The sequence below is a fragment of the Corynebacterium sp. MSK074 genome, from assembly GCF_030229735.1.
GTDB lineage: Bacteria > Actinomycetota > Actinomycetes > Mycobacteriales > Mycobacteriaceae > Corynebacterium.
In genome coordinates, this window is record NZ_JASPIX010000001.1 from 384,930 (window position 1) to 408,873 (window position 23,944).

The window sequence follows — 23,944 nt, forward strand, 5'->3', positions numbered from 1 at the left end:
CGGCTAGCCAGAAGCGTTAAAGAACTAGGGCACGAGGAATCCTAGGACGTTGGTCATCAAGAACACGATGACGCATACAATGGCTAGGAAAGCCACGGAGTAGCCCACTACGTTCTTCAGGATGACTGATTCCTTGCCCTCCATATTGACGGCGGTAGCCGCAATTGCAAGGGACTGCGGGGAGATCATCTTGCCCACAACGCCGCCTGCGGTATTGGCCGCGAGCATAAGGTCAGGATTCACGCTGATTCGCTCTGCCGCTGCAACCTGCAGGTTGGCAAAGAGGGCATTAGCAGACGTATCGGAGCCAGTAACCGCGGTACCAATCCAGCCCAGGACTGGGGCGAAGAGCGCAAAGATGCTGCCGGCAGAAGAGACGAACTCACCAATAGCAATAGTCTGGCCGGAGTAGTTCATCGTGTAGGCCAAGGCCAGCACCAAGATGATGGTAAGGGCCGAGAACTTCATGCGGCTGACGACGTCCCCAAAGGCGCTCACCGGTTGCCCAAAGCTTAGGCTGTAGCGGCCATTTTCATTGAAGTAGTGGTAGACAACCGCAACGATAATGCCCGAGAGCAGCAGGAGCGTACCTGGATTGCCAAAGACATTGAAGCTGAAGCTGGTATCCATGAGATTGCCGTCGGCGTCGACAATCGCGTCATCAAGCAAAGGCCAGGCAAAGTGCAGCTTGAGGAATCCGAAGATAGCGGGGGCGGCGGTGGCCACGGCAAAGACCACGGTCACTACGGCGTAGGGAAGCAGCGCCATCCAGATACGGCGTCCGTTGAGATCGGTGGTGGACTCGGCGGCAGGAAGCTCGAGACGCTCGCGCAACTCCTTGACGCCCTTCGGCTTCCATACCCGGAGGAAGGCGAAAGCACAGCCCAAAGAGACGATGCAGGCGATGACGTTGGTGAGCTGGTACGCAAAGAAAGTCGCGGCCAACCACTGAGCCAACGCGAAGGAAATGCCAATCACGGCAGCGGCCGGGGCAGTTTCCTTGACACCGCGGAAGCCGTCCAAGATGAAGGCGATGAGGAATGGCACGATGGCGGCGATGAGCAGCACCTGCAAGGAGATAAGTGCTGCAATGTCGTGGGTTTGCTCGGCACTGCGACCGGCAACCTCGCCCGCAGTGGTTACCGGGATGCCAACCGCGCCAAAAGCAACCGGAGCGGTATTAGCAATCAGAACTACTGTAGCCGCGCGCAGTGGCTTCACACCGAGGGCCATGATCATGGTCGCGGTAATGGCTACGGGGGCACCAAAACCGGCGAGGGCCTCCAACAAACCGCCAAAACAGAAGGCGATGAGGATAGCCTGGATGCGAATATCGCCGTCACCCAAAAGGTCAAAGGTCTTGCGCAGGTCCTCGAAGCGCCCGGAGGCTACGGTGATTTCATAGAACCAGATTGCGGTAATGATGACCCAGACAATGGGTAGGAGCCCGAATAGGCCGCCACGTACGGCGGAGGACAAAGCCATATCTACCGGCATGGAGAAGCCGGCGATGGCAATAATGAGGGATACTGCCAGGGCAACGGCGCCAGAAGTATGCGCGCGTGCTTTAACCCCAAGCAGCATGATAAAGAATGCAATGAGCGGGAGAATCGCCACCAGGGCGGTAAGCCCGAGGCTGTCACCCACAGCAGAGGTATTTATTTCGAACAAGAGAAGTCCTTGGTTTCTACGGTGGTCTTGCCCGTAGGAAATTACGGGCACCTGAAGCATTCTCACGGTGACTAACGGTGGCGCTAGAGCAGGAAGGGTTGCCTTAAACGCTTTGTGAGCCAGTGAGTAAAGAAAGCATATCGTGCGGTGGGCGTCACGGAAAGAATACGGTCGTCTTGATAGGAGTCAACGGCAGCATTTCTCAATGTCCGATCGGACAGAAGCGGGCGCAACCCCTAAAGTGTAGTAGTGATATATCTCATGGTAACAGAGTGAACCCAACATAAACCCACGTGTTCGGGCCTATCCAGCGGTTATGTATGTGGGAAATAAAAAGGATCGGAAAGAGTGTACGCGCTTTTGGAAAGTCTGTCATCCACTAGTTCTTAAGGTCGCTGGGAGCCTGCGCTGACAAAAAACGCTCGGTAGTATCGGCCATGTAAGGGAAAACGCTCGGGCGCTTCTCAAACACAGGCTTCATCGAAGGACCCGCGCACATACCCGTACACACATTTACTCGACTCTTTGAGGAGAAATACAGTGACTATCCGCGTAGGTATCAATGGCTTTGGCCGCATTGGCCGTAACTTTTTCCGTGCAGTCGCTCAGGGTGACAACAACCTCGAAGTTGTTGCAGTAAACGACCTGACCGACAACGGCACGCTGGCTAACCTGCTGAAGTACGACTCCGTGCTGGGCCGCTTCGATGGCGAAATTACTCACGACGATGAGTCCATTACCGTTAATGGTCACCGCATCGTGGTAACCGCAGAAAAGGACCCGAAGCAGCTCAAGTGGGGCGAGTACAACGTAGACCTCGTCATCGAGTCCACCGGCCGCTTTACCAACGGCAACGACGCCAAGGCTCACCTCGAGGCTGGCGCCAAGAAGGTCATCATCTCCGCCCCGGGCAAGGAAGTAGACGCAACCTTCGTCTACGGCGTCAACTCTGACACCTATGATCCGGCAAACCACAACGTCATCTCTGCAGCATCCTGCACCACCAACTGCCTGGCACCGATGGCAAAGGTTCTCAATGACAAGTTCGGCATTGAAAAGGGCCTGATGACCACCGTTCACGCTTACACCGGCGACCAGCGCATCCAGGACGCTCCGCACAAGGACCCGCGCCGCGCCCGTGCCGCTGCAGTAAACATGGTGCCTACCTCCACTGGCGCTGCTAAGGCCGTATCCCTGGTTCTGCCTGAGCTGGACGGCAAGCTGGATGGTTACGCAATGCGCGTTCCGGTTATCACCGGCTCCGCTACCGACCTGACCTTCACCGCTTCCCGCGACGTCACTGCCGAGGAAATCAACGCTGCCTTGAAGGAAGCTGCTGAGGGCGAGCTCAAGGACACCCTCGCATACACCGAGGATCCGCTGGTTTCCACCGACATTGTTACTTCCCCGCACGGCTGCATCTTCGACTCCGGCATGACCAAGGTTTCCAACGGCAACCTGGTCAAGGTTCTGGGCTGGTACGACAACGAGTGGGGCTACACCTCCCAGCTCGTTCGCCTGACCAACCTGGTGGCAGACAAGCTCTAAACTAGAGCTCTAGCAATGAGGATCCGGCCGCGATGCAAGCCTAAACGGCGCTGCGTCGCGGCCGGTATTCTTTTATCTATAGCCTTTTAACCCGTCCGAATTGTTTAAGGAGTAAATAATGGCTTTCCAGACTCTTGACGATCTTCTCAAGGAGGGCGTCGAATCCCGCCACGTCCTCGTCCGCTCTGACTTCAATGTTCCACTTGATGAAGAGGGAAACATTACCGATCCCGGACGCATCAACGCTTCTCTTCCGACCATCAAAGCACTGGTAGAGGGTGGTGCAAAGGTCATTCTTTCCGCACACCTGGGTCGTCCAAAGGGTGAGGTAAACCCTAAGTTCTCTTTGGCTCCAGTAGCTGAAGCGCTGTCTGAAGCGCTTGACCAGTACGTTGCCCTAGCCGGCGACGTCACCGGAGAAGACGCTCATGAGCGTGCCAACGGCCTCAACGATGGCGATGTGATGTTGATCGAAAACGTCCGCTTCGACCCCCGTGAGACCTCCAAGGACGAGGCTGAGCGCGACCAGTTCGCTGAAGAGCTCGTTGCTCTGGCAGCCGATAACGGCGCTTTTGTTTCTGATGGATTTGGCGTTGTCCACCGTGCGCAGGCATCTGTGTATGACGTCGCTAAGCGCCTGCCGGCTTACGCGGGCAAGCTCGTAGAAAAGGAACTGTCGGTTCTGTCCACCGTAGCCAAGGAGCCGGAGCACCCGTACGTGGTTGTCCTCGGCGGCGCCAAGGTTTCGGATAAGCTCGGCGTGATTGAAGCACTGGCCGGCAAGGCAGACAAGGTCATCATTGGTGGCGGCATGTGCTACACCCTGCTGGCCGCCAAGGGCTATAACGTCCAAGAGTCCCTGCTGCAAGAAGATCAGATCGAAAACTGCAAGGACCTGCTCGAGCGCTTTGGCGACAAGCTGGTGCTTCCGGTTGACCTCGCTGCTGCAAGCAAGTTCGCAGCGGATGCAGAGACCCAGGTGGTCGAGCTCGATAGCATCCCTGAAGGCTGGATGTCCCTGGATATTGGACCAAAGTCTGTGGAAAAGTTTGCAGAGGTGCTTGCTTCCTCCAAGACCGTCTTCTGGAACGGCCCGATGGGCGTATTCGAAATGGAAGCTTTCTCCAAGGGCACTGCTGGTGTAGCGCAGGCTATTATCGACGCCACCGCAAAGAACGGTTCCTTCTCCGTCGTTGGTGGCGGCGACTCCGCTGCCTCCGTGCGCATGCTTGGCTTGGATGAGGATGGCTTCAGCCATATCTCGACCGGCGGCGGTGCCTCCCTCGAGTACCTCGAGGGCAAGGAGCTTCCGGGCGTATCTGTCCTGGAAGCCTAAAACTGCCTTCTTAATTTGCCAGAAAGAGAGGAAAAATTCATGGCACGCACCCCACTTATCGCAGGTAACTGGAAGATGAACCTCGACCACGTCGAGGCCATCGGCTCCGTTCAGAAGTTCGCCTTTTCCCTGCCAAAGGACTACTACGAGAAGGTTGACGTGGCCTACATGGTCCCGTTTACTGATATCCGCACTATCCAAACGCTGGTAGAGGGCGACAAGCTGCAGGTCACCTACGGTGCGCAGGACATTTCTAAGCACGAGTCCGGCGCATTCACTGGTGAAGTATCTGGCAAGATGTTGGCCAAGCTCGGCTGCAGCTGGGTGGTTGTGGGCCACTCGGAGCGCCGTCAGTACCACGGCGAGACCGATAAGCTCGTTGCAGAGAAGGCAGCTGCAGCATTGGACAATGGCATCAGCCCCATCGTGTGCGTAGGCGAGCCGTTGGCTGTACGCGAGGCCGGTACCCATGTGGACTACGTGGTTAACCAGACCCGCAATTCTTTGGCCGGCCTGAGCGCAGACCAGCTTGCCAAGACTGTCATCGCCTACGAGCCAGTTTGGGCGATTGGCACCGGCAAGGTTGCCTCCGCAGACGATGCCCAAGAAGTCTGCGCCGCCATCCGTGAGCTCGTAACGGAGCTCGCAGGCGAGGAGGTTGCTGCAGGTATCCGCATTCTCTACGGTGGTTCCGTCAAGGTTGATTCCGTTGCAGAGATCGTCAGCAAGCCTGACGTCGATGGCGGCCTTATCGGTGGCGCTTCCTTGGTCGGCGAGGAGTTTGCCAAGTTGGCTGCCAACGCAGCTAATGCCCTGAGCTAACAGCAGTTATCACCCGTCACAGGTTCGCGCTAAGGCGCGGGTTGGAATGGTTCCAGCCCGCGCCATCGTGTACAGTGGGCCGGTGTGATTGCTTCGCTCTACGCGAAGCCTAAAAGTACGATTCCGCGCTAGCGGGTGGCGAGAGTTACCCGCAGGGCGCACGTTAGATATAAGGATTATCCTCATGGTCTTGGCACTGGAAATCATCTTGGTCATCGCAGCTATTTTGATGTCCATCTTCGTGCTGCTACACAAGGGCAAAGGTGGTGGCCTGTCCAGCCTCTTTGGCGGTGGCGTGCAGTCGAACCTGTCCGGCTCGACCGTCGTGGAAAAGAACCTGGACCGTTACACCGTGGTCATGGTAATTATCTGGCTTGCGTGCATCGTAGGCCTCAACCTCATCCAAGCATTCGCTTAAGCCACCAGCTGGAATAGCGAAAGCGCCGGTACCGGCTTCCAACCTCCTGGTTTCCTGTAGGAACTGTAGGTGGGGAAGCGGTACCGGCGCTTTTTGCGTGGCGCCGAGCCACAAGTTCAGCTCGGCTGCGCACTAGGAAGCCGTGTCTACAATTCGGAGGCAGCGTCATCGGCAAGGAAGAGGATGGTTTCTTCCTTACCGTGCACGCCTGCAGCTGGCCATTCTTCAGGATCAGCGCCTTCAACGACGTGCTTGGCAGCTTCCGCCTTGGCCTCGCCTGCTACAAGAAGCCAGATCCGATCAGACTTGTTGACTGCGGGAAGAGTAAGGGTGATGCGCTCGCTCGGCGGCTTGGGAGAGTCATGAACGGGAACAGCTAGCTCTTCTTGCTCCCGAACCGCCTCAGAATGGGGGAACAAGGAATTGATATGGCCCTCTTCGCCCATGCCCAGCAGATGGAGATCGAAGCCGTTCGGGGCAAATTCCTTCAGCTCTGGCTCATACGCACTCGCCGCGGCTTCCATAGACACCGCGCCCAGATCAAAACCGTGGATATTCTGGTTTGGAATATCTACGTGGTTGAGCAGGGCACTGCGCGCTTGACCCTCATTAGAATCTGCATCAGAGACGGGTACATTACGCTCATCGCCGAAGAAGACGTGAACGCGCGACCAATCGATGCGTTGGGCGGGAAAATTCTCGCCTTGTTGCTGTGCCGCGAAATCCAAACGAGCTAGCTCGTGAAGAACGCCAATTCCAGCGCCACCGCCGGTTAGGACAACTCGCGCGACCCCATCGTGGTGGAGCCCGCCACCGGCGGCTTGGATGCGCGCTACGGTATCCACGAATTTCAGCGCGGCCTGGGAGATAAGGTCATCCACATCGCTTACGCGGTGAAGAGTTACCATGAGGTATCGCTATCCTTTGCAAAGAATCAGAGTTAAGCCGTTTTACTGCTTACTGTAGTCTACTTGGGCGAGCGCACGGAGCGCTTGCGCATAAGTCTTATCAGCATCCAGATGGCGCAATTCTTCAGAGAGAACCTCAGCTTGGGAGCGCTTGCTAAGGCTCACCAAGGAATCCGGGGAACCTGGAACGCACACCCGCACCGTGCGCTCGTCGACGACATCAACGTCGACGTGGCTCGTTTCCCGATTAAACCGCAAGTGGGTCACTGGGAAGTGCAGCTCCTGAGAATCGGTCACAGTGCGGTGGACGGGGACTGCCAAACGATCGAGGAGCCATCCGGCCGCGAAGTCTGGCGCTGGGTGGCCCGCAGGGCCCGCCACCTCGACGGACTGCACGGGCTCGTGAGGATGGCGGTCCAATGCGGAGGCCACGACGCCGCGCCACAAAGTGATGGCGGCCCAGGACATATCGGAATCGCCCGGCGTGTAACCGGCGGATAAGGTGCGCAGATCTTCGCCAGTGACGCGTCCGTCATGGGCAACGTTGGTGATGCGGCGTTGAGCCAGTTTGCCCACAGAGCTGGCAGCTGGATCGGGCGGGCACAAGGTAGGCCACCAGGCGACCAAGGGGGTATCGGGAAGCAGCAGTGGAGTAACGATTGCCTCGTCCTGGTTTGCCAAGGCGCCGTGCAACTTCATGATGACCATCTCAGAAGCACCCGCTTCACCACCCACGCGAAGCTGCGCGTCCAGGTGGGTATCTGCCTGCGGGTCGCCCGTCACGACGACCAGAACGCGCGACGGGTGCTCGTGGGAGGCATCGCGCACGGAGGCCAGGATGTTTTCCAGATCATCGTCCTCGCGGGCAGCCACGATTAGGGTAAGTACTCGGCCGGTAGTAAGGGTGTAATGCTCTTGGGCCTCTACTAGCTTCTTGGAGATTTCCCGCGTAGTGGTGTTGGGCAATGGAATAATCATTGTCTGCGTCCCTCCTATGGGCGGCGCCAGGAGTGGCCCCGGCGGCGCAACATTCTATCGGCGGATTCCGGGCCCCATGTGCCAGCGCGGTATTCCTCCGGCTGACCAGCTTCGGCCCAGTAATCGATGATGGGATCCAAAATCGACCAGGAAAGTTCCACCTCTTCGTTGGTGGGGAAGAGCGAGGACTCATCGAGGAGGGCATCCAAAATCAAGCGCTCGTATGCTTCCGGAGATTCCTCGGTAAAGGCCTCAGCATAAGCAAAGTCCATATTGACGTCTCGGACCTCCATGGTGGAACCGGGCACCTTGGAGCCAAAGCGCATGGTGACACCTTCATCCGGCTGTACGCGGATCACCACTGCGTTTCGTCCCAGCGCATCGGTCTGGCCGTCAACGAATGGTTGATTTGGCGCTGCCTTGAATACCAGCGCAATCTCGGTCACGCGCCGGCCCAAGCGCTTGCCCGTGCGCAGGTAGAAAGGTACTCCTCCCCAGCGGCGGGAGTTTACTTCCAAGGTACAGGCTGCATAGGTCTCCGTCGTGGACTCCGGATCGAAGCCTTCTTCTTCGCGCAAGCCCTTGACAAACTCGGAGCCTTGCCAGCCGGCGGAGTACTGGCCGCGAGCAGTTGTTTTATTGAGTGGGTGCACGGCGTGGGTAGCGCGCAGCACCTTGACTTTTTCTGCCTGCAGGGCCTCAGGCTCGAAGGAGGAGGGTTCTTCCATCGCAACCAGAGCCAAAAGCTGCAGCAGGTGGTTCTGGATGACGTCGCGAGCCGCACCGATGCCGTCATAGTAGCCAGCGCGGCCGCCCAGGCCAATATCTTCGGCCATGGTGATTTGGACGTGATCGATGTAGTGGGCGTTCCACATGGGCTCAAAAATTTGATTGGCAAAGCGCAAAGCCATGATGTTTTGCACCGTCTCCTTGCCCAAATAATGGTCAATGCGGAAGACCGCGGACTCGGGGAAGACGGCGTTGACAATCTCATTGAGCTTGCGGGCAGACTCTTGATCGTGGCCAAAAGGCTTCTCAATGATTACCCGGCGCCACGAGTCCTCGACGGAGTTGGCCATACCCACCCGCTCCAGCTGGTGGCAGATATTGGAGAAGAACTCCGGGGGAACCGAAAGGTAGTATGCCCAGTTGCTTCCGGTGCCGCGCTCGCGATCAAGCTCGCCCAAACGCGCCGAAAGGCGATCGAATCCAGCATCATCGAAGGAACCTTGCACAAATTCGATTCCCTGGGATAAATGCTGCCAGACATCTTCATTGAACTCGGTACGTGAGCCAGCGATGACGGCTGAGCGAACGTAGTCACAGAATGCGACCTTGTCCCAGTCACGGCGACCATAACCCACAAGGGTAAAGCCAGCGGGGAGGAGACCACGGCTCGCTAGGTCGTAGATGGCGGGCAGTAGCTTTTTATATGCTAGGTCACCGGTAACGCCGAAGATGACCATGCCCGCGGGTCCTGCGATTCGCGGCAATCGCTTGTCGCTGGCATTGCGCAAGGGGTTGACCCAAGCGGCTGAGTCGGTCACGAAGAATCCTTCCTGAGTTTATGGGCTTTAAGCTCGCTAATATTTTAGCGGCAGAATGCCCCGCCGAATTCTCGGCGGGGCACAAGTCACACGGCTAGTTTACGCGAGTCGCTCCTGAATGGAAGCAAGCAGTTCCTCCCACGCAGCGACAAACTTATCTACGCCCTCGCGCTCCAGCACTGCAAAGACATCATCGAAATCAATGCCGACCTCTTCTAGCTGGGCAAAGACGTCCTCTGCAGCCTCGCGGCTATCAGACAGGGCGTCGCCGTGAAGGTTGCCCTCGGAAAGAACCGCATCGATGGTCTTTTCTGGCATGGTGTTGACCGTATGCGGTCCAGCCAGCTCCGATACGTACAAGGTGGCTGGGTACTCCGGATTCTTTACGCCGGTAGAAGCCCACAGTGGACGCTGGAGGTGGGCGCCTTCGGGCAAGTCGGCGTCGTCAAGCAAGGCGTCCTGGAAGAGGGCATAGGCGCGCTGTGCATTGGCGACGCCCGCCTTACCCCGCAGTGCCAGAGCAATCTCGCTGCCAATGGCTTCCAAGCGCTTATCTACTTCGGTATCCAAACGGGAAACAAAGAAGGAAGCCACGGAGTGAATGGTAGAGACGTCCTTGCCGGCTTCGGCGGCACGCTTGAGTCCGGTCCGGAAAGCCTCAATGACATCGCGGTAGCGATCCACGGAGAAAATAAGGGTGACGTTGACGCTGATTCCCTCTGCCAAGGCATCTTCGATGGCCGGGAGGGAGCCGGTCGTGGCCGGAATCTTAATCATTACGTTGGGACGATCGACCTTTGACCACAGCTCACGCGCCTGTTCAAGGGTGGCAGTCGCGTCATCAGAAATGCGTGGGTCGACCTCGATGGACACGCGGCCATCTGCACCGTTAGTAGAGGAGTAGATATCCGCAAAGAGGTCGCAGGCATTCTTGACGTCCTCGATGGCCAATGCGTACACCGCTTCATCGGCGGTGGCCTTGGTCTCCTTCAACGTGGAAAGCTCGGCGTCGTAGGCGGTGCCGTTGGTCATCGCCGCGGCGAAGATCGCCGGGTTGGTGGTAACTCCCACGATGGACTTAGCGGAAATTATCTCCTTGAGATTGCCCGAAACTAGGCGCTCGCGAGAAAGATCATCGAGCCAGGTTGAGGTTCCCAGCTGGGCAAGTTCGGAAATGTGGTTCATGATTACTCCTTTTCCAGTCCTGGAGGTTTACTTCTTCGCGGCAGCGAGCGATTCCTTTGCCGCTTCAACAACCGCTGCAGTGGTGAAGCCAAATTTCTCAAAGAGTTCGCCCGCAGGAGCAGAGGCGCCGTAGTGCTCGATGGAAATGGTCCGGCCGAAAGAACCGGTGTACTTGTGCCACGGCATAGCGATGCCGGCTTCGATGGAAACGCGGGCCTGCACTTCGCTAGGAAGCACGGACTCGCGGTATGCGTCATCCTGCTCATCAAACCACTCAAGGCACGGTGCGGAGACAACGCGGGTGGCTGTTCCGGCGGCCTCCAGTTCCTTAGCGGCGGCGACAGCAAGCTGCACCTCAGAGCCGGTAGCGAGGAGGATCACGTCTGGTGTTTCCTTGGACTCTTCCACCAGAACATAAGCGCCGCGGCGCACGCCATCATGAGCCTTTTCCTTGGTACCTTCCAGTACCGGCAGTCCTTGGCGGCTCAGTGCCAGGCCCTTAGGCGCAGCCTTGTACTCGAGAGCTGCAGCCCAGGCCTGAGCGGTTTCGTTGGCATCGGCCGGGCGAATAACGGACAGGTTCGGGATAGCGCGAAGGGCAGAAAGGGTCTCTACCGGCTGGTGGGTTGGGCCATCCTCGCCCAAGCCAATGGAGTCGTGGGTCCAGACATAGTAGGTATCGGTAGACATCAACGAGCCCAGGCGCACAGCGGGGTACTGGTACTCGGAGAAGATAAGGAAGGTGCCTCCGTAAACGCGGGTATTGCCATGCAGAGCAATACCGTTCATGATCGCAGACATCGCGTGCTCGCGAATGCCGAAGTGGAGGTTGCGGCCATATGGCTGAGCCGACCACATATCGGTGGTAATGGCTGCGGGGCCGAAGGAGTCCGCGCCCTTAATCACGGTGTTATTGGAGCCGGCAAGGTCAGCAGAGCCACCCCACATCTCAGGAAGGGAAGCGGCCAATGCTTGGATGGTGGCTTCAGAAGCCTTGCGGGTGGCCAAAGATTCACCCGGTTCCCACACCGGCAATTCAGCGTCGAAACCTTGCGGCAATTCGCGCGCCTGCATGCGGTCAAAGAGTGCCTTGTTCTCCGGATTGGCTGCAGCCCATTCGTTGAACTTCTTCTGCCACGCGGCGTGCTTCTCGGCGCCGCGCTCGCGCAGCTTGCGGGTATGTTCGATGACCTCGTCGTCGATGTGGAAGCTGCGCTCGGGGTCGAAGCCCAAGACCTCCTTGGTGGCAGCTACCTCGTCATCGCCCAGTGCAGCGCCATGAACGCCGCCGGTATTCATCTTATTCGGGGCCGGGTAGCCGATGACGGTCTTCACGCGGATGAAGGAAGGGCGCTCGGTCTCTGCCTGAGCGGCCTTGACAGCCTCCTCAATGGCTACGACGTCTTCTCCGGATTCGACCGTTTGGACGTGCCAGCCGTAGGCCTCGTAGCGGGCTACCACGTCTTCGTTGAAAGCAATATTCGTATCGTCCTCAATAGAGATGCGGTTATCGTCCCAGAAGACAATCAAGTTGCCGAGCTTTTGCGTACCCGCCAGGGAAGAGGCCTCGGCGGTAACGCCCTCCTGTAGGTCACCATCGGAAGCAATGGTGTAGACGTAGTGGTCGAAGGGAGACTCGCCGGCCGGTGCCTTAGGATCGAAAAGGCCGCGCTCCTTCCGTGCCGCCATTGCCATGCCCACGGAGGAAGCAAGGCCTTGGCCAAGCGGTCCGGTGGTGATTTCCACGCCATCGGTGTGGTGCACCTCAGGGTGGCCAGGCGTGCGCGATCCCCACGTGCGCAGCTGCTTGAGATCGTCCATTTCCAAGCCAAAGCCGCCCAGGTAAAGCTGGATGTACTGGGTGAGGGAAGAGTGGCCAACTGACAGAACGAAGCGGTCGCGGCCGGCCCAGTGTACATCGGCGGGATCATGGTTAATGACACGCTGGTACAAGGTGTAGGCGAGGGGCGCGAGGGACATAGCGGTGCCGGGGTGGCCGGAACCGCATTTTTGTACAGCATCTGCGGCTAGTACTCGCACGGTGTCGACGGCGCGGGTGTCAAACTCCGACCAATCCTCCGGATGACGGCGCTCGACCATAGTTTGGAGTTCTGGGGACAACTTATCTTTCGACACAGGAAAGCCTCGCTTACGTCTAGGCAAAAAGTACTTAACTTTATTCAGTCTAGTAATTTTTTAACCGGCGGTGCGCAATTATAGAAAGCTCGGCATAAACGGTATGCTGGCATGGCTAAGTGGAGTGCGCGTGGGCGCTAGAGCGCGCACTGAATCTAGCGGCCGTAGGCCTGTAGTCTTTCGCCCTTGCGCCGAAAATTGTGAGTGAGAGAACTGGAACTTTTTCACGGGCCTGTGCGACCGCTAGGGGTGACCGCGCGCAGGGAGTGTGCGGGGCACAGTTCACCAACGTTCAGATAGTGGAGGAATCCCTTGGAGACCATCAAGGCCTATTTTGCGCTAACGAAACCGAGGATCATTGAACTCCTCCTCGTGGCCGCAATCCCGGCGATGCTCCAAGCACAACGCGGCGTGGAGGCCGTTTCAGACAATATCTGGCTTATCGTGTCGACCATTTTCGGCGGTTGGATGGGTGCTGCTGCCGCCCACACGTTTAATAACGTCGTGGACTACGAGCTGGATCAAAAAATGCAGCGCACAAGGGCCCGCCCGCTGGTAAGGGCCACGATTTCTAAGCGGAATGCAGCAATTTTCGCTTGGGTAATGCTGATCATCTCCGTGCTGTGGTTGGGAGTCCTTGCTCATTCATGGCTGGCGGCCTTTTTCGTGGTTTTGACGAACTTCTTCTACGTCTTCGTCTACACCAAGTTTTTGAAGATGCGCAATGCTCAAAATATCGTCTGGGGCGGCTTGGCCGGCTGCATGCCCGCGATGGTCGGCTGGGCGGTTATCCGTGATAATGCTCCTGCTGGAGAGCCTGACCGCTGGTGGCAGGCAATCGTGCTCTTCCTCATCATCTTCTTTTGGACTCCGCCACACACGTGGGCGCTGGCCATGAAGTACAAGGAAGACTACCGCAAGGCCGGCGTGCCGATGCTGCCCGTAGTTGCTGATGAGAAGGAAGTCACTCGACAGATCGTGTGGTATACCGTGGGCACGGTTATCGTGACCCTACTTATCGTCCCCGCTGCATCGTGGATTTACTTGGTCGCAGCACTTGCCTCCGGCGCGGTATTCCTGTGGATGGCTATCCGCCTGCACAAGGGAGTCAAAAACGGCGCCAAGGTTAAGCCGATGCGACTGTTCATTTACTCCAATAACTACCTTTCGGTGCTCTTTATTGGGCTGTCCATCGACGCAGTATTGGGCTGGGAGCCATTAGGCCGGATGCTCGGCTGGTCGGCCACGTTATTCTAACAGCGCCCAATTACCCAAGGATAAAGCGAAAGCGCGGGAGAAAGCACAGCTGCTTTTCCCGCGCTTTTGGCGTTTGTGGGTGGGTTTAGGCTTTATCGCCAGCTTGGACGCGCAGCACAATGGAACCGGTAGTCTTGCGCTCCTGAAGGTCGCGATGGGCCGCAGCGGCATCTTCCAGTGGGTAGGAGGCCGTGACGTTGAAGCTCAGATCGCCGTCGATCACAGCTTGGACGACCGCCTGGGCACGCATTTGGAACTCGCCTTCTTGGGCTGTCCATGCACCGATGGAAGGCCGGGTGAGGAAGATAGACCCATGCTTGTTCAGCAGCTGCGGGTCGATAGGCTCGACTGGGCCAGAGGCGGCGCCGAATAGCGCAACGGTGCCACGGGGGCGCACCGCTTCGAGCGATTCCTGGAAGGTCGCCTTGCCGACGCCGTCATAGACCACGTCAACACCCCGATCACCGTTGTAGCGACGGACCTGCTCGGCGAGTCCGTCGCCATAGCGAAATACCTTATCCGCACCGGCTGCGTAGGAGAGTTCTTCCTTTTCGTCCGTGGAGACCACCGTATAGACGGTAGCGCCGAGCGACGATGCCATTTGGGTGAGGATCTGGCCTACACCGCCGGCGCCGGCGGTAATCAGGCAGGAAGCGCCTTCACCCAGTTGATAAACGCCATGCGCCAAATAGTGTGCGGTAATGCCTTGCAGCAGCATAGAGGCAGCGACCTCTGGCTGGAAATCATCCGGGACCGCTACTAGTGCCTCGCGTGGGACGCAGACCTGCTCAGCGTAGGAGCCAAAAGCCTGGTTCCAGGCCACCATTGTGCCCTCGGCAATTTCCCCCTTGGGGTCGTGGACTACGCGTCCGGTGCCTTCGAACCCGGGAATGAACGGGGTGGCCGCGTTATAGATACCCTCACGATAATAGGTATCGATGTAGTTGACGCCAGCCATGATGACGTCCACCAATACCTCATCGTCATTAGGGGTGGGGGCGGGAACTTCGGTATAGCGAAGCACTTCTGGTCCGCCGGTTTCTGTGACCTGAATTGCGTGCATATGGTCAGGCTAGCGCAAAAAGCCGGCCGAGTGCAGTACTTCGGCCGGCTGGGAGTATTACGGGTTAAGCGGTCGCTCGCTCTTGTTCGAGTGATGCTTGGCGCGCCGCGTACTTCTCATCGCCGCTGGGAGAGCCGGTGATGAGATCCGCGGTGCCGTCGGTGCGGCGTACACCGTGCGCCCAAAGCAGGGCGGTATACGCGGTGACGAAGGAGGAGAGACCAATATGGAAGGGGACAGTCCAGCGCGGAATGCTCATGTAGAACTGGTAAACGCCTACTGCCCACTGAATGAGGATGCATACAACGAGGACCCAGCCAGCCTTCTTAGCGTCTTGAGGTGCGCGGTTCTTATAAAGCAGGAAGACGGTAATAACCGTTAGCGTCAGGTAGACGTACATGCACATGGCGTGGGTGACAGCCATGGCTTCGGTATCTACCTGCAGGCGGCCTTCCATTCCCACCCCGGAATCGCCAGAGTGAACGCCCGAACCGGTAACCATCGTGCCGGTGATCAGCACAATGCTCAGGGCAACGGTTGCGACCGCTGCAAGGAGGCGAATCGCCTGAGGGAAGCGAGCGCGTGGCGTTCCGTCATCGGGTTCCAAAATGCGGGAATAGAGCATTGCCGCTAGCCATACCAAGAGCATGGAAGGCAGGAAGTGCAGTGCCACCGACCACCAGCGTAGGTCTAGGTGGACAGAGATACCGCCGATGATCGCCTGCAGGACGATGCCGGCGACGTTGAGCCAGGCGTATACCTTGAGCTCTGCGCGGCGACGCGCCATGCGCATGGCAATGACGGCGGCGACAGCCGCTGCGGTTACGACGAAAGTAAGCAGGCGGTTACCAAACTCGATGGCCTGGTGGAGAGCAGGCGCAGCGCCTTCCATAGGGACAAGGGAGCCTGGTTGGCATTCCGGCCAGGTGGGACAGCCCAATCCCGAGCCGGTCACGCGGACAATGGAACCAGACACGGTGATGCCACCCTGGCACAAGAGAAGGATGAGCGCGATGAGGCGCTGCTGTTGCAGTGTAGGGGCGGCTTCCTTAAAGAAGCGCTTGATCTTCGTCCAGTAATTCACGCATAGCATCCTACTAGTCGGAAGATTTCGGGCCTAAAAATTCCTCTCGTTTCGAAAGGAACCGGACAAAAGTCACATTTAGCCATCGAAGCGGAACCAACGGACCGCCGCGAACGACGTCACCGCAAGCCACGCCAACAAGGATAGGAGCTCGAGGCTGGGGAAGGCGGAATTTGAGGCGTCGGTAAGCGCGCCTGCTAGGGCGACAGTCGGCACTGCGTTGAGGACGCCATTATTGCCAAGGCCCTGGGAGTAGAGGGTCCACCCGACTACGCCGAGGAGCAGGAACCAGATGAGGTTAGCCAGTGCGAGTACTACCTCAGAGCTGAGGGTTCCGCCGAGTAGCAGCCCCATGGCGGTAAAAGCCGCAACGCCAAAAAATAGCGAAAGGATCATGAGCAGCACCCCGCCCGGGCTGATACGGAGACCCAGGATATAGGCAGCTATGCCCAAGACGAGGATTTGGAATACCACCATGGTGAGCACGCCGAGGATCTTGCCGCCAATAATGGCCCATGCTGGCACACCGGACGCGCCGGTGCGTTTAAGGGCCCCGTAGCGCCGGTCAAAGGCAAGTGAAATGGCCTGACCGGTAAAGCCTGCGGAGGTGGCCGCTACTGCAAGCACCATGGGAAATACCTCGTGCAAGCCGTGTCCGGTGAGCGACTCCAGGTGTGCCGCGCCAATGAGCAAGGCCAGCGGTATGATGACGCTGAGTAATTGCTGCTCGCCGTGGCGCAGCATGAGTTTTGCTTCCATCTTTCCTTGCGCAAGCAACATGGCGCCGGCGCTGGCCCGTTTGGGGGCGGGGGTAAAAGTTCCGGGGTTAAAGGTAGTGCTCATGTGGTGGCTTCTTTCCGCAACGCGGTTGATTGAATTCTATCCTGTCGGAGGGGGCAGCTAGCTGCGCAAATGGCGGCCGGTAAGGTCAAGGAAGACCTCCTCCAAGTTGCGGTGAGCCGCGTCTAGGCGCCGCAGCAGGACTCCTTGGCGGGCAAGTTCGGCGGTAAGCGTAGCGATGGTCTCGGGCGTGCCGGCTTGGGTCAAGCGGTAATGCAGCGGCCGGGATTTGGTCGCCCGAATTCCAGCCTCAGCCAAAGCCTCCACATCAACATCGATATCGGTGCTGAAACTAAGTCCTGCCGAGTCCGACTGCGAGGTAAGTTCCGCGGGGGTGCCGTGGGCTACCAGCTCGCCATGATCCATGATGGCTACTCGGTCCGCTAGTGACTCCGCTTCATCCATGAGGTGGGTGGTAAGAACAATGGTGACGCCATCGCGCCTTAGGGCTCGAACAAGGTCCCACACCGCCAAACGGGATTGTGCATCCATGCCGGCGGTGGGCTCATCGAGAAAAACTAGCTCGGGCCGACCGATAATTGCTAAAGCAAGGGAAAGCCGTTGCTGTTGCCCGCCGGAAAGCCTGCGATAGGGAGTCCGGGATACTCCTTCAAGCCCGAGCGTTTCCAGTAACCAGTGCGGGGAGAGGGGATGAGCACTGTAGCTCGCGGTAAGTTCTAGCATCTCCAGAACACGGATGCCGGAGTAGGAACCACCACCCTGCAACATGATGCCGACCTTTTCGCGCACCTTGTCCGGTGCGGAACTCGGGTCTAGTCCTAGAACCTCAATAGTGCCGCTGGTGGGGTGGATAAAACCCTCTGACATCTCAATCGTCGTGGACTTTCCAGCGCCATTGGGGCCAAGGAGGCAAAAGATCTCACCTGCGGCAACGCTAAGGCTCAGACCATTAACGGCGGTGGTGGAGCCATATTTTTTCACCACGTTGTCCAAGGTGAGGGCTGGGCGATCGGCTGAAATGGAATTCACGTGGGATTAGTTTAGGACACGGATTCCGCTGCGCCGCACTGCAACCCACCACAGGGCGGCGATGACGGCGAAAGTGCAGGCTGCCGACACGTAGATGACGATGATGGTGCTGGGCGGCAACCCGAGGCCGCGTGGCAGCACAAAGAAGCTCATAGCTGCCGAATAAGCCACGACGCAGAAACGGAAGATAAGCCGGTTGGCCCATGCGGCCAAAGGCAGTACCGCCCACAGGATGTACCACGGATGGACGACGGGAAAGAAGATAACCAGCACTAAGGAGGCGGTGCCGAGTCCTCCCACAGGGTGGATGCGGCCGCGCAACGTTGCAAAGAGCATGCGGGCCATGAAAGCTACTGCCACCAGCACGCCAAAGGTACGGGTAACGGTGAGAATCGCTTCGGTGTGGTCACCTAGACCCAGCAGCATTCCAATGAAGCCGGTACCCACGCCTACGGCGGTGGAGGTCGAAAGCCATGAGCGGATGGAGGCCGCACCGCCTTGTCCTGTGATCCACCCCAGGCCAATGCCGGTCAAGGCGCTAATAAGGGCGATGCTTGCAATTAAGATAACTAGCTGCAGGGCAATGGCATAGGCTAAGGCTTTCCAGCGTGATGCGCCGTCCTTGTCTATCAGGTGGCGGGCATACGCCATCCCCACAAAGCCCAGTCCTATAAAGCCGGTAACCTTGACCATTCCGGCGCAGGACAGACAAAATCCAGAAGCAATTAGTGCTAGGTAGGCACTGCGCGTGGACTCTTCTAGCTTGTCGACGCCCCTGAGGCCCAGCTCCATGCCTACCAAGAGCAGGCCCAGCATTATGGACTCATTATGGATTCCGCCCACCAGATGCAAGATAGTGAGTGGGTTGAGAATGCCGAGCCACAGCGCAGATTCTGGAGATACTCGGCAGCGTCGCGCGAGACAGCTAATTGCCCACCCAGCAACCATGATGCCGGCGATGGATAGGAGGCGGTGGGCGATAACTCCTAAGAGGATGGAATTTGAGGTAACTGCGCTCACCACTCCAGCGAGCCCGAGCGCTACGGGGCCATAGGGGGAAGGGGAGTTGGCCCAGATAAACGGTACGGATCGGGCGAGCTCATCACCCGCGCCAAGCAATTGCACTGGTCCTGCAGAATACGGATCCATGCCCTGCATCACGATGGAACCGTTAGCCAAATAGGAGTAGATGTCTTGGGTAAAGAGCGGGGCAGTAAAAATCAGCGGGAGGACCCAACCGGCCCACGTGCGCCACAGCTGGTGTGTGGTTACGAGCCGGCGGGCGCGCGCTGGTGTGAGGGCACCTTCTTGGGGTTGGCGCAGCGGCGTGCCTACAAAAGGGGCAAGAAAAACCCAGGCGGCCACCAACAGGCCTACTCCCACCATGACTATGGCAGAAGAGGTCTGCAGCATGCGAGACATGAGGGAGCCGAAGGGCACGTTGTCATAGGGGTTTCCCACTACAGGGAGAGCGCCGGCACCTAACGCGCCGAAGGCGATAAGCAGAGAACCTACTGTGCCTACCCAGCGCAGGATAAAAAATGTCCGCCATTGTGCGGTGGTGGTGCGCTTTAGACCATCCGCATTGGCGGGGACAAAATCAAAACGAGAATCAGGTTCTGCGGCTCCGGTGTCCTCGGCGTGCAGTCGCGCAGACCGAGAACCAGCGGTGCCCAGCTGCGGCAGCTCGGCCTTGACGCCGGAAAGAAAGCCGCGGAATTTGCCTGTCATGGGATAAGACCTTACGCGAATCCTCCGTCTCAACCCCAGCAGGGGCGCTCTTTTAGCGTGGGCAGCGCCGCCAGTCGTGGCGATGAGGGGAGTAATCCACCCCCGTGCCACGCCGAAGAATGGCCAATGGTGGCATTCTGGAATGAATTAAGGAACACTAGTGTTGTCTAATAAAGGAGGCGCAGTTGGACTGCGGTGCGACTCTCGGAACTACGGGAGTCGGTTGCAGGGCGACTGTAAGTGACCGAAGCACGAAGGGAGGTCCCGGCATGAGTGCACCTCAGCGTGTAGAAACTACCTACAAGGCGGCTAAGGAATCCCGCACTACGGATGGTGATACCCGCCGGCAGGTGATGCTGTTGCTGCTGAAGGACGGGCCCGTTACCGCTTCCCACTTGGGTGAACGCCTTGGCCTTTCTGCTGCCGGAATTCGCCGGCACTTAGACAATTTGGTGGAAGAGGAACTGACGGAGGTTGTGCGCCGCCGCCCAGTTACTCGCGGCTCAACGGGCAGCGGGTCTGGTCGCGGGCGACCAGCCAAACACTTCCGCCTCACTGATCGTGGTCGAGCGCAATTCGGCCACGCCTACGATGATTTGGCCTCTGATGCCTTGACGGCGCTCCGCGACGTCGGCGGGTCTGAGGCTGTTAAGCGCTTTGCCAAAGTCCGCTTCGAGCGACTCGTTGCAGATGTGCGTCCCTTGATAGAAGAGGGCGAATCTGTAGAGGATGTGGCCCGTAAGCTGGCCGAGGTCTTGGACGAGCACGGGTACGCCGCCACGGTGGACCGCGCTGGTCAGGGAGTGCAAATCTGCCAGCATCATTGTCCGGTCTCCCACGTGGCGGCCGAACATCCAGAGCTGTGTGAGGCGGAACAAGAAGTCTTTTCTGCTCTATTAGGCAAACACGTACAGCCTTTGGCCTCCATTGCTGGCGGCCACGGGATCTGTACCACGAACATCCCCTTGACACCCGTTAATACAAATACTGAAAGGAGCGAGTCATGACCCAGGCACAATCGGCACCCGAGAACAAGATGACCGATGATGAAATCATTGATTCCATTGGTGCATATGAGTACGGCTGGCACGACTCGGACGCGGCTGGTGCTTCTGCTCGCCGCGGCTTGAACGAAGATGTAGTACGCGATATTTCCGCCAAGAAGGGCGAGCCAGAATGGATGCTTAACCAGCGCCTGAAGGCCCTCAACATCTTTGATAAGAAGCCCGTTCCCACCTGGGGTGCGGATCTGTCTGGCATCGACTTCGACCAGATTAAGTACTACGTGAAGTCCACTGAGGAGCAGGCCCAGACCTGGGAAGACCTCCCGGACGACATCAAGGCCACCTACGATAAGTTGGGCATTCCAGAGGCCGAGAAGCAGCGCCTCGTTGCCGGCGTGGCAGCCCAGTACGAGTCCGAGGTTGTCTACCACCAGATCCGTGAGGACCTGGAAAGCCAGGGCGTCATCTTCGTGGATACTGATACCGCTCTGCGTGACTATCCTGAGCTCTTCAAGGAATACTTCGGCACCGTTATTCCAGCCGGCGACAACAAGTTTTCTGCGCTGAACTCAGCAGTGTGGTCCGGTGGCTCCTTTATCTACGTGCCCAAGGGCGTGCACGTAGATATTCCACTGCAGGCTTACTTCCGCATCAACACGGAAAATATGGGCCAGTTCGAGCGCACCCTCATCATCGTCGACGAGGACGCTTATGTGCACTACGTCGAGGGCTGCACCGCTCCTATCTACAAGTCTGATTCCCTGCACTCCGCAGTAGTGGAGATCATCGTGAAGAAGGGCGGCCGCTGCCGCTACACCACCATTCAGAACTGGTCCAGCAACGTCTACAACTTGGTGACCAAGCGCACCAAGGTAGAAGAAGGCGGCACCATGGAATGGGTCGACGGCAACATTGGCTCCAAGGTCACCATGAAGTACCCGGCCGTATGGATGACCGGTCCTTACGCCAAGGGTGAGGTTCTCTCCGTTGCCTTTGCTGGTGAGAATCAGTTCCAGGATACGGGCGCCAAGATGACTCACATGGCTCCGCACACCTCTTCCAATATCGTGTCTAAGTCGGTTGCCCGTGCCGGCGGCCGCGCCGCGTACCGCGGCTTGGTGCAGGTTAATCAGAACGCGCACCATTCCACCTCTAACGTCGAGTGCGATGCGTTGCTGGTGGACAATATCTCGCGTTCGGATACATACCCGTATAACGACATCCGCAATGACCACGTCACGCTGGGCCATGAGGCAACCGTTTCCCAGGTTTCTGAGGAGCAGCTGTTCTACCTGATGTCCCGCGGTATTGCGGAAGAAGAAGCAATGGCGATGATCGTGCGTGGCTTCGTTGAGCCGATTGCTAAGGAGCTGCCGATGGAGTACGCCCTCGAGCTCAACCGCCTCATCGAACTGCAAATGGAAGGATCGGTCGGCTAAAGAAAATGGTCGCTTCGAACGAATTCAACCCGGATAAGATCACCAAGGGTGATGTCTTTACCTCCACCAACGTGGAGGACTTCCCGGTGCCGCACGGCCGCGATGAGGTGTGGCGCTTTGTCTCCCTGCGCAAGCTCCGTGGACTGCACAATGGCGAGTTCGCTGAGGCAGTGGCACAGGACGTCACCGTGAGCGAACATCCAGGCGTAAGCTCCGAGACCGTCGCTCGCGATGACGAGCGCTTGGGCCGCGTTGGTACCCCGTCTGACCGCGTTGCGGCACAGGCGTGGACTTCTATGCCTGAAGGCAAGGTTGTCACCATTGACGCCGAGGCTCAGGTGGAAGAGCCCGTGGTCATTACCTACACCGGCAAGGGCGAGGGCGTAACTTCCTTTGGCGCTACCTCCATCGAGGTAGGCCACCATGCGGAAGCTACCGTCATCTTGAAGTACGTCGGCTCTGGCACCCACGCGGATAACGTCGAGTTTATCGTGGGCGATGGTGCTCACCTCACCGTCGTTGTTGACGTTGATTGGGAAGACGATGCCGTACACCTGTCTAACCACGTGGCACAGCTCGGCCGCGATTCCGTGCTGCGCCACAACTCCGCCATCTTTGGCGGCGAGGTGGTACGTATCGTGCCTCGCGTGAACTTCACCGAGCAGGGCGGCGACGCAGAGCTGCTGGGCGTCTACTTCGCTGACGAAGGCCAGTACTTTGAAAACCGCATGTTGGTAGATCACTCTGTCCCTAATTGCCGCTCCCACGTCCTGTACAAGGGCGCACTGCAGGGCACCAAGGACAATGAGGCCCGTACCTGCTGGGTCGGCGATGTCCTTATCCGCTCCAATGCACAGGGCACCGATACCTACGAGACCAACAACAACCTGATTCTGACTGAGGGCGCTCGCGCGGACGCAATCCCTAACTTGGAGATTGAGACCGGTGAAATTACCGGTGCAGGCCACGCGGCCACCGTTGGTCGCTTCGATGACATCGAGTTGTTCTACCTGATGTCTCGCGGCATTCCAGAGGCTGAAGCCCGCCGCCTCATCATCCGTGGCTTCTTCAATGAGGTCATCCACCGTATTCCGGTGCAGTCCCTGTCCGAGGAATTGGAAAACCGCATTTCCGAAGAACTGGAAAAGATCTCCGCCTAAAGCTTTCATAGAAGGAAAACCACACACATTATGTCTACTCTGGAAATTAAGAACCTCCACGCCCAGGTGCTGCCGACGGAAGAAGGCGGCGAGCCGAAGGAAATCCTCAAGGGCGTTAACCTGACCATCAACTCCGGCGAGATCCACGCCATCATGGGTCCGAACGGGTCAGGCAAGTCCACCTTGTCCTACACCATCGCCGGCCACCCAAAGTATGAGGTCACCGAGGGCGAGGTGCTTCTCGACGGCGAAAATCTGCTGGAGATGCCCGTCGACGAGCGCGCTCGCGCCGGCCTTTTCTTGGCGATGCAGTACCCAACTGAGGTACCAGGTGTCAAGGTCTCCCAGTTCATGCGTTCCGCAGTCACCTCCATTCGCGGCGAGGCACCGAAGCTGCGCGAATGGAACAAGGAGCTTACCCAGGCCCGCGAGAACCTGAAGATTGATAAGTCCTTCATCTCCCGTTCCGTCAACGAAGGCTTCTCCGGCGGCGAAAAGAAGCGCCACGAGGTTATGCAGCTGGATATCCTGAAGCCGAAGTTCGCAGTCATGGATGAGACTGACTCCGGTCTGGACGTTGACGCCCTGCGCATCGTGTCTGACGGCATCAATAGCTACCAGAAGGAAACTAATGGTGGCATCTTGATGATTACCCACTACAAGCGCATCCTGAACTATGTGAAGCCGGACTTCGTCCATGTCTTCGCTGACGGCCACGTCATCAAGACCGGTGGCGCTGAATTGGCGGACCAGCTCGAGTCTGACGGCTACGACCAGTTCCTCAAGTAAGGACCGACCCTCGGCCGGTCAACCGCGACTATCCAAAG

20 protein-coding genes are annotated in these 23,944 nt (G+C 58.1%); 9 read left to right on the top strand and 11 right to left on the bottom strand.

Annotation, left to right across the window (positions count from 1 at the left end; genetic code table 11):
* Positions 1–24: 24 nt before the first annotated feature.
* Positions 25–1,671, bottom strand: a complete 1,647-nt coding sequence (locus QP965_RS01810) for an L-lactate permease (protein WP_502869192.1) — start codon at positions 1,669–1,671, stop codon at positions 25–27.
* 540 nt (positions 1,672–2,211) lie between these two features.
* Between QP965_RS01810 and gap the strand changes: the two genes are divergently transcribed.
* The 4 genes from gap (at position 2,212) to secG (ending at position 5,795) form a co-directional block, all read left to right on the top strand.
* Positions 2,212–3,219 (top strand): type I glyceraldehyde-3-phosphate dehydrogenase, encoded by a 1,008-nt coding sequence (gene gap, locus QP965_RS01815; protein WP_239277695.1) that lies wholly within the window; start codon positions 2,212–2,214, stop codon positions 3,217–3,219.
* 118 nt (positions 3,220–3,337) lie between these two features.
* Complete coding sequence (locus QP965_RS01820) at positions 3,338–4,555, top strand: phosphoglycerate kinase (protein WP_284814731.1); 1,218 nt, start codon at positions 3,338–3,340, stop codon at positions 4,553–4,555.
* A gap of 39 nt (positions 4,556–4,594) precedes the next feature.
* Entirely contained in the window at positions 4,595–5,377 is a 783-nt protein-coding gene (gene tpiA / locus QP965_RS01825; protein ID WP_225746913.1) for a triose-phosphate isomerase, read from the top strand.
* Positions 5,378–5,561: 184 nt separating this feature from the next.
* On the top strand, positions 5,562–5,795 hold the full coding sequence (gene secG / locus QP965_RS01830) for a preprotein translocase subunit SecG (RefSeq protein WP_005324856.1): 234 nt from the start codon (positions 5,562–5,564) through the stop codon (positions 5,793–5,795).
* 146 nt (positions 5,796–5,941) lie between these two features.
* Here secG and pgl read toward each other — a convergent pair whose 3' ends face one another.
* The 5 genes from pgl to tkt form a co-directional block, all read right to left on the bottom strand.
* Positions 5,942–6,703 carry a 6-phosphogluconolactonase gene (gene pgl / locus QP965_RS01835; RefSeq protein WP_284843928.1) on the bottom strand — a complete coding sequence of 254 codons (762 nt, stop codon included), beginning with the start codon at positions 6,701–6,703 and terminating at the stop codon, positions 5,942–5,944.
* A gap of 42 nt (positions 6,704–6,745) precedes the next feature.
* Positions 6,746–7,681 (bottom strand): glucose-6-phosphate dehydrogenase assembly protein OpcA, encoded by a 936-nt coding sequence (locus tag QP965_RS01840; protein ID WP_284843929.1) that lies wholly within the window; start codon positions 7,679–7,681, stop codon positions 6,746–6,748.
* A gap of 14 nt (positions 7,682–7,695) precedes the next feature.
* Complete coding sequence (gene zwf / locus QP965_RS01845; protein ID WP_005328410.1) at positions 7,696–9,228, bottom strand: glucose-6-phosphate dehydrogenase; 1,533 nt, start codon at positions 9,226–9,228, stop codon at positions 7,696–7,698.
* A 99-nt stretch (positions 9,229–9,327) separates the two neighbouring features.
* A complete protein-coding gene (tal, locus tag QP965_RS01850; protein ID WP_284843930.1) occupies positions 9,328–10,413 on the bottom strand; it encodes a transaldolase in 1,086 nt (361 codons plus the stop codon).
* Between the two features lie 27 nt (positions 10,414–10,440).
* Positions 10,441–12,513, bottom strand: a complete 2,073-nt coding sequence (gene tkt / locus QP965_RS01855) for a transketolase (protein ID WP_284843952.1) — start codon at positions 12,511–12,513, stop codon at positions 10,441–10,443.
* 348 nt (positions 12,514–12,861) lie between these two features.
* Between tkt and QP965_RS01860 the strand changes: the two genes are divergently transcribed.
* Positions 12,862–13,806 (top strand): heme o synthase, encoded by a 945-nt coding sequence (locus QP965_RS01860; protein WP_239277702.1) that lies wholly within the window; start codon positions 12,862–12,864, stop codon positions 13,804–13,806.
* Positions 13,807–13,891: 85 nt separating this feature from the next.
* On the opposite strand, the gene QP965_RS01865 is transcribed toward QP965_RS01860, so the two are convergent.
* From QP965_RS01865 to mptB, 5 genes are all read right to left on the bottom strand, one after another.
* Positions 13,892–14,869 carry a quinone oxidoreductase family protein gene (locus QP965_RS01865; protein ID WP_284766513.1) on the bottom strand — a complete coding sequence of 326 codons (978 nt, stop codon included), beginning with the start codon at positions 14,867–14,869 and terminating at the stop codon, positions 13,892–13,894.
* 64 nt (positions 14,870–14,933) lie between these two features.
* Entirely contained in the window at positions 14,934–15,962 is a 1,029-nt protein-coding gene (locus QP965_RS01870) for a COX15/CtaA family protein (RefSeq protein WP_284843931.1), read from the bottom strand.
* 69 nt (positions 15,963–16,031) lie between these two features.
* A complete protein-coding gene (locus tag QP965_RS01875) occupies positions 16,032–16,796 on the bottom strand; it encodes an ABC transporter permease (protein WP_284843932.1) in 765 nt (254 codons plus the stop codon).
* A gap of 57 nt (positions 16,797–16,853) precedes the next feature.
* The gene (locus tag QP965_RS01880) at positions 16,854–17,783 is read right to left on the bottom strand and encodes an ABC transporter ATP-binding protein (protein ID WP_284843933.1); all 930 of its coding nucleotides are present in this window, start codon (positions 17,781–17,783) and stop codon (positions 16,854–16,856) included.
* A 6-nt stretch (positions 17,784–17,789) separates the two neighbouring features.
* On the bottom strand, positions 17,790–19,514 hold the full coding sequence (gene mptB / locus QP965_RS01885) for a polyprenol phosphomannose-dependent alpha 1,6 mannosyltransferase MptB (RefSeq protein ID WP_284843934.1): 1,725 nt from the start codon (positions 19,512–19,514) through the stop codon (positions 17,790–17,792).
* Between the two features lie 269 nt (positions 19,515–19,783).
* On the opposite strand from mptB, the gene QP965_RS01890 reads away from it, so the two are divergent.
* The 4 genes from QP965_RS01890 to sufC are packed head-to-tail and all read left to right on the top strand — an operon-like array spanning position 19,784 to position 23,906.
* The gene (locus QP965_RS01890; protein ID WP_239277715.1) at positions 19,784–20,521 is read left to right on the top strand and encodes a helix-turn-helix transcriptional regulator; all 738 of its coding nucleotides are present in this window, start codon (positions 19,784–19,786) and stop codon (positions 20,519–20,521) included.
* Positions 20,518–21,957: a Fe-S cluster assembly protein SufB gene (gene sufB / locus QP965_RS01895; RefSeq protein WP_005324837.1), complete on the top strand. Its 1,440-nt coding sequence runs from the start codon at positions 20,518–20,520 to the stop codon at positions 21,955–21,957. The genes QP965_RS01890 and sufB overlap by 4 nt, the downstream gene beginning before the upstream one ends.
* A gap of 5 nt (positions 21,958–21,962) precedes the next feature.
* Complete coding sequence (gene sufD, locus QP965_RS01900) at positions 21,963–23,117, top strand: Fe-S cluster assembly protein SufD (RefSeq protein WP_284843935.1); 1,155 nt, start codon at positions 21,963–21,965, stop codon at positions 23,115–23,117.
* 30 nt (positions 23,118–23,147) lie between these two features.
* On the top strand, positions 23,148–23,906 hold the full coding sequence (gene sufC, locus QP965_RS01905; protein ID WP_284766507.1) for a Fe-S cluster assembly ATPase SufC: 759 nt from the start codon (positions 23,148–23,150) through the stop codon (positions 23,904–23,906).
* Positions 23,907–23,944: the final 38 nt, after the last annotated feature.

Excerpts from the sequence above, each read along its gene's own strand:
- QP965_RS01820 (WP_284814731.1), top strand. The coding sequence starts at position 3,338 with ATGGCTTTCCAGACTCTTGACGATCTTCTCAAGGAGGGCGTCGAATCC.
- tpiA (WP_225746913.1), top strand. The coding sequence starts at position 4,595 with ATGGCACGCACCCCACTTATCGCAGGTAACTGGAAGATGAACCTCGAC.
- secG (WP_005324856.1), top strand. The coding sequence starts at position 5,562 with ATGGTCTTGGCACTGGAAATCATCTTGGTCATCGCAGCTATTTTGATG.
- pgl (WP_284843928.1), bottom strand. The coding sequence starts at position 6,703 with ATGGTAACTCTTCACCGCGTAAGCGATGTGGATGACCTTATCTCCCAG.
- QP965_RS01840 (WP_284843929.1), bottom strand. The coding sequence starts at position 7,681 with ATGATTATTCCATTGCCCAACACCACTACGCGGGAAATCTCCAAGAAG.
- tal (WP_284843930.1), bottom strand. The coding sequence starts at position 10,413 with ATGAACCACATTTCCGAACTTGCCCAGCTGGGAACCTCAACCTGGCTC.
- tkt (WP_284843952.1), bottom strand. The coding sequence starts at position 12,513 with ATGGTCGAGCGCCGTCATCCGGAGGATTGGTCGGAGTTTGACACCCGC.
- QP965_RS01865 (WP_284766513.1), bottom strand. The coding sequence starts at position 14,869 with ATGCACGCAATTCAGGTCACAGAAACCGGCGGACCAGAAGTGCTTCGC.
- QP965_RS01870 (WP_284843931.1), bottom strand. The coding sequence starts at position 15,962 with ATGCTATGCGTGAATTACTGGACGAAGATCAAGCGCTTCTTTAAGGAA.
- QP965_RS01875 (WP_284843932.1), bottom strand. The coding sequence starts at position 16,796 with ATGAGCACTACCTTTAACCCCGGAACTTTTACCCCCGCCCCCAAACGG.
- mptB (WP_284843934.1), bottom strand. The coding sequence starts at position 19,514 with ATGACAGGCAAATTCCGCGGCTTTCTTTCCGGCGTCAAGGCCGAGCTG.
- QP965_RS01890 (WP_239277715.1), top strand. The coding sequence starts at position 19,784 with ATGAGTGCACCTCAGCGTGTAGAAACTACCTACAAGGCGGCTAAGGAA.
- sufB (WP_005324837.1), top strand. The coding sequence starts at position 20,518 with ATGACCCAGGCACAATCGGCACCCGAGAACAAGATGACCGATGATGAA.
- sufD (WP_284843935.1), top strand. The coding sequence starts at position 21,963 with ATGGTCGCTTCGAACGAATTCAACCCGGATAAGATCACCAAGGGTGAT.
- sufC (WP_284766507.1), top strand. The coding sequence starts at position 23,148 with ATGTCTACTCTGGAAATTAAGAACCTCCACGCCCAGGTGCTGCCGACG.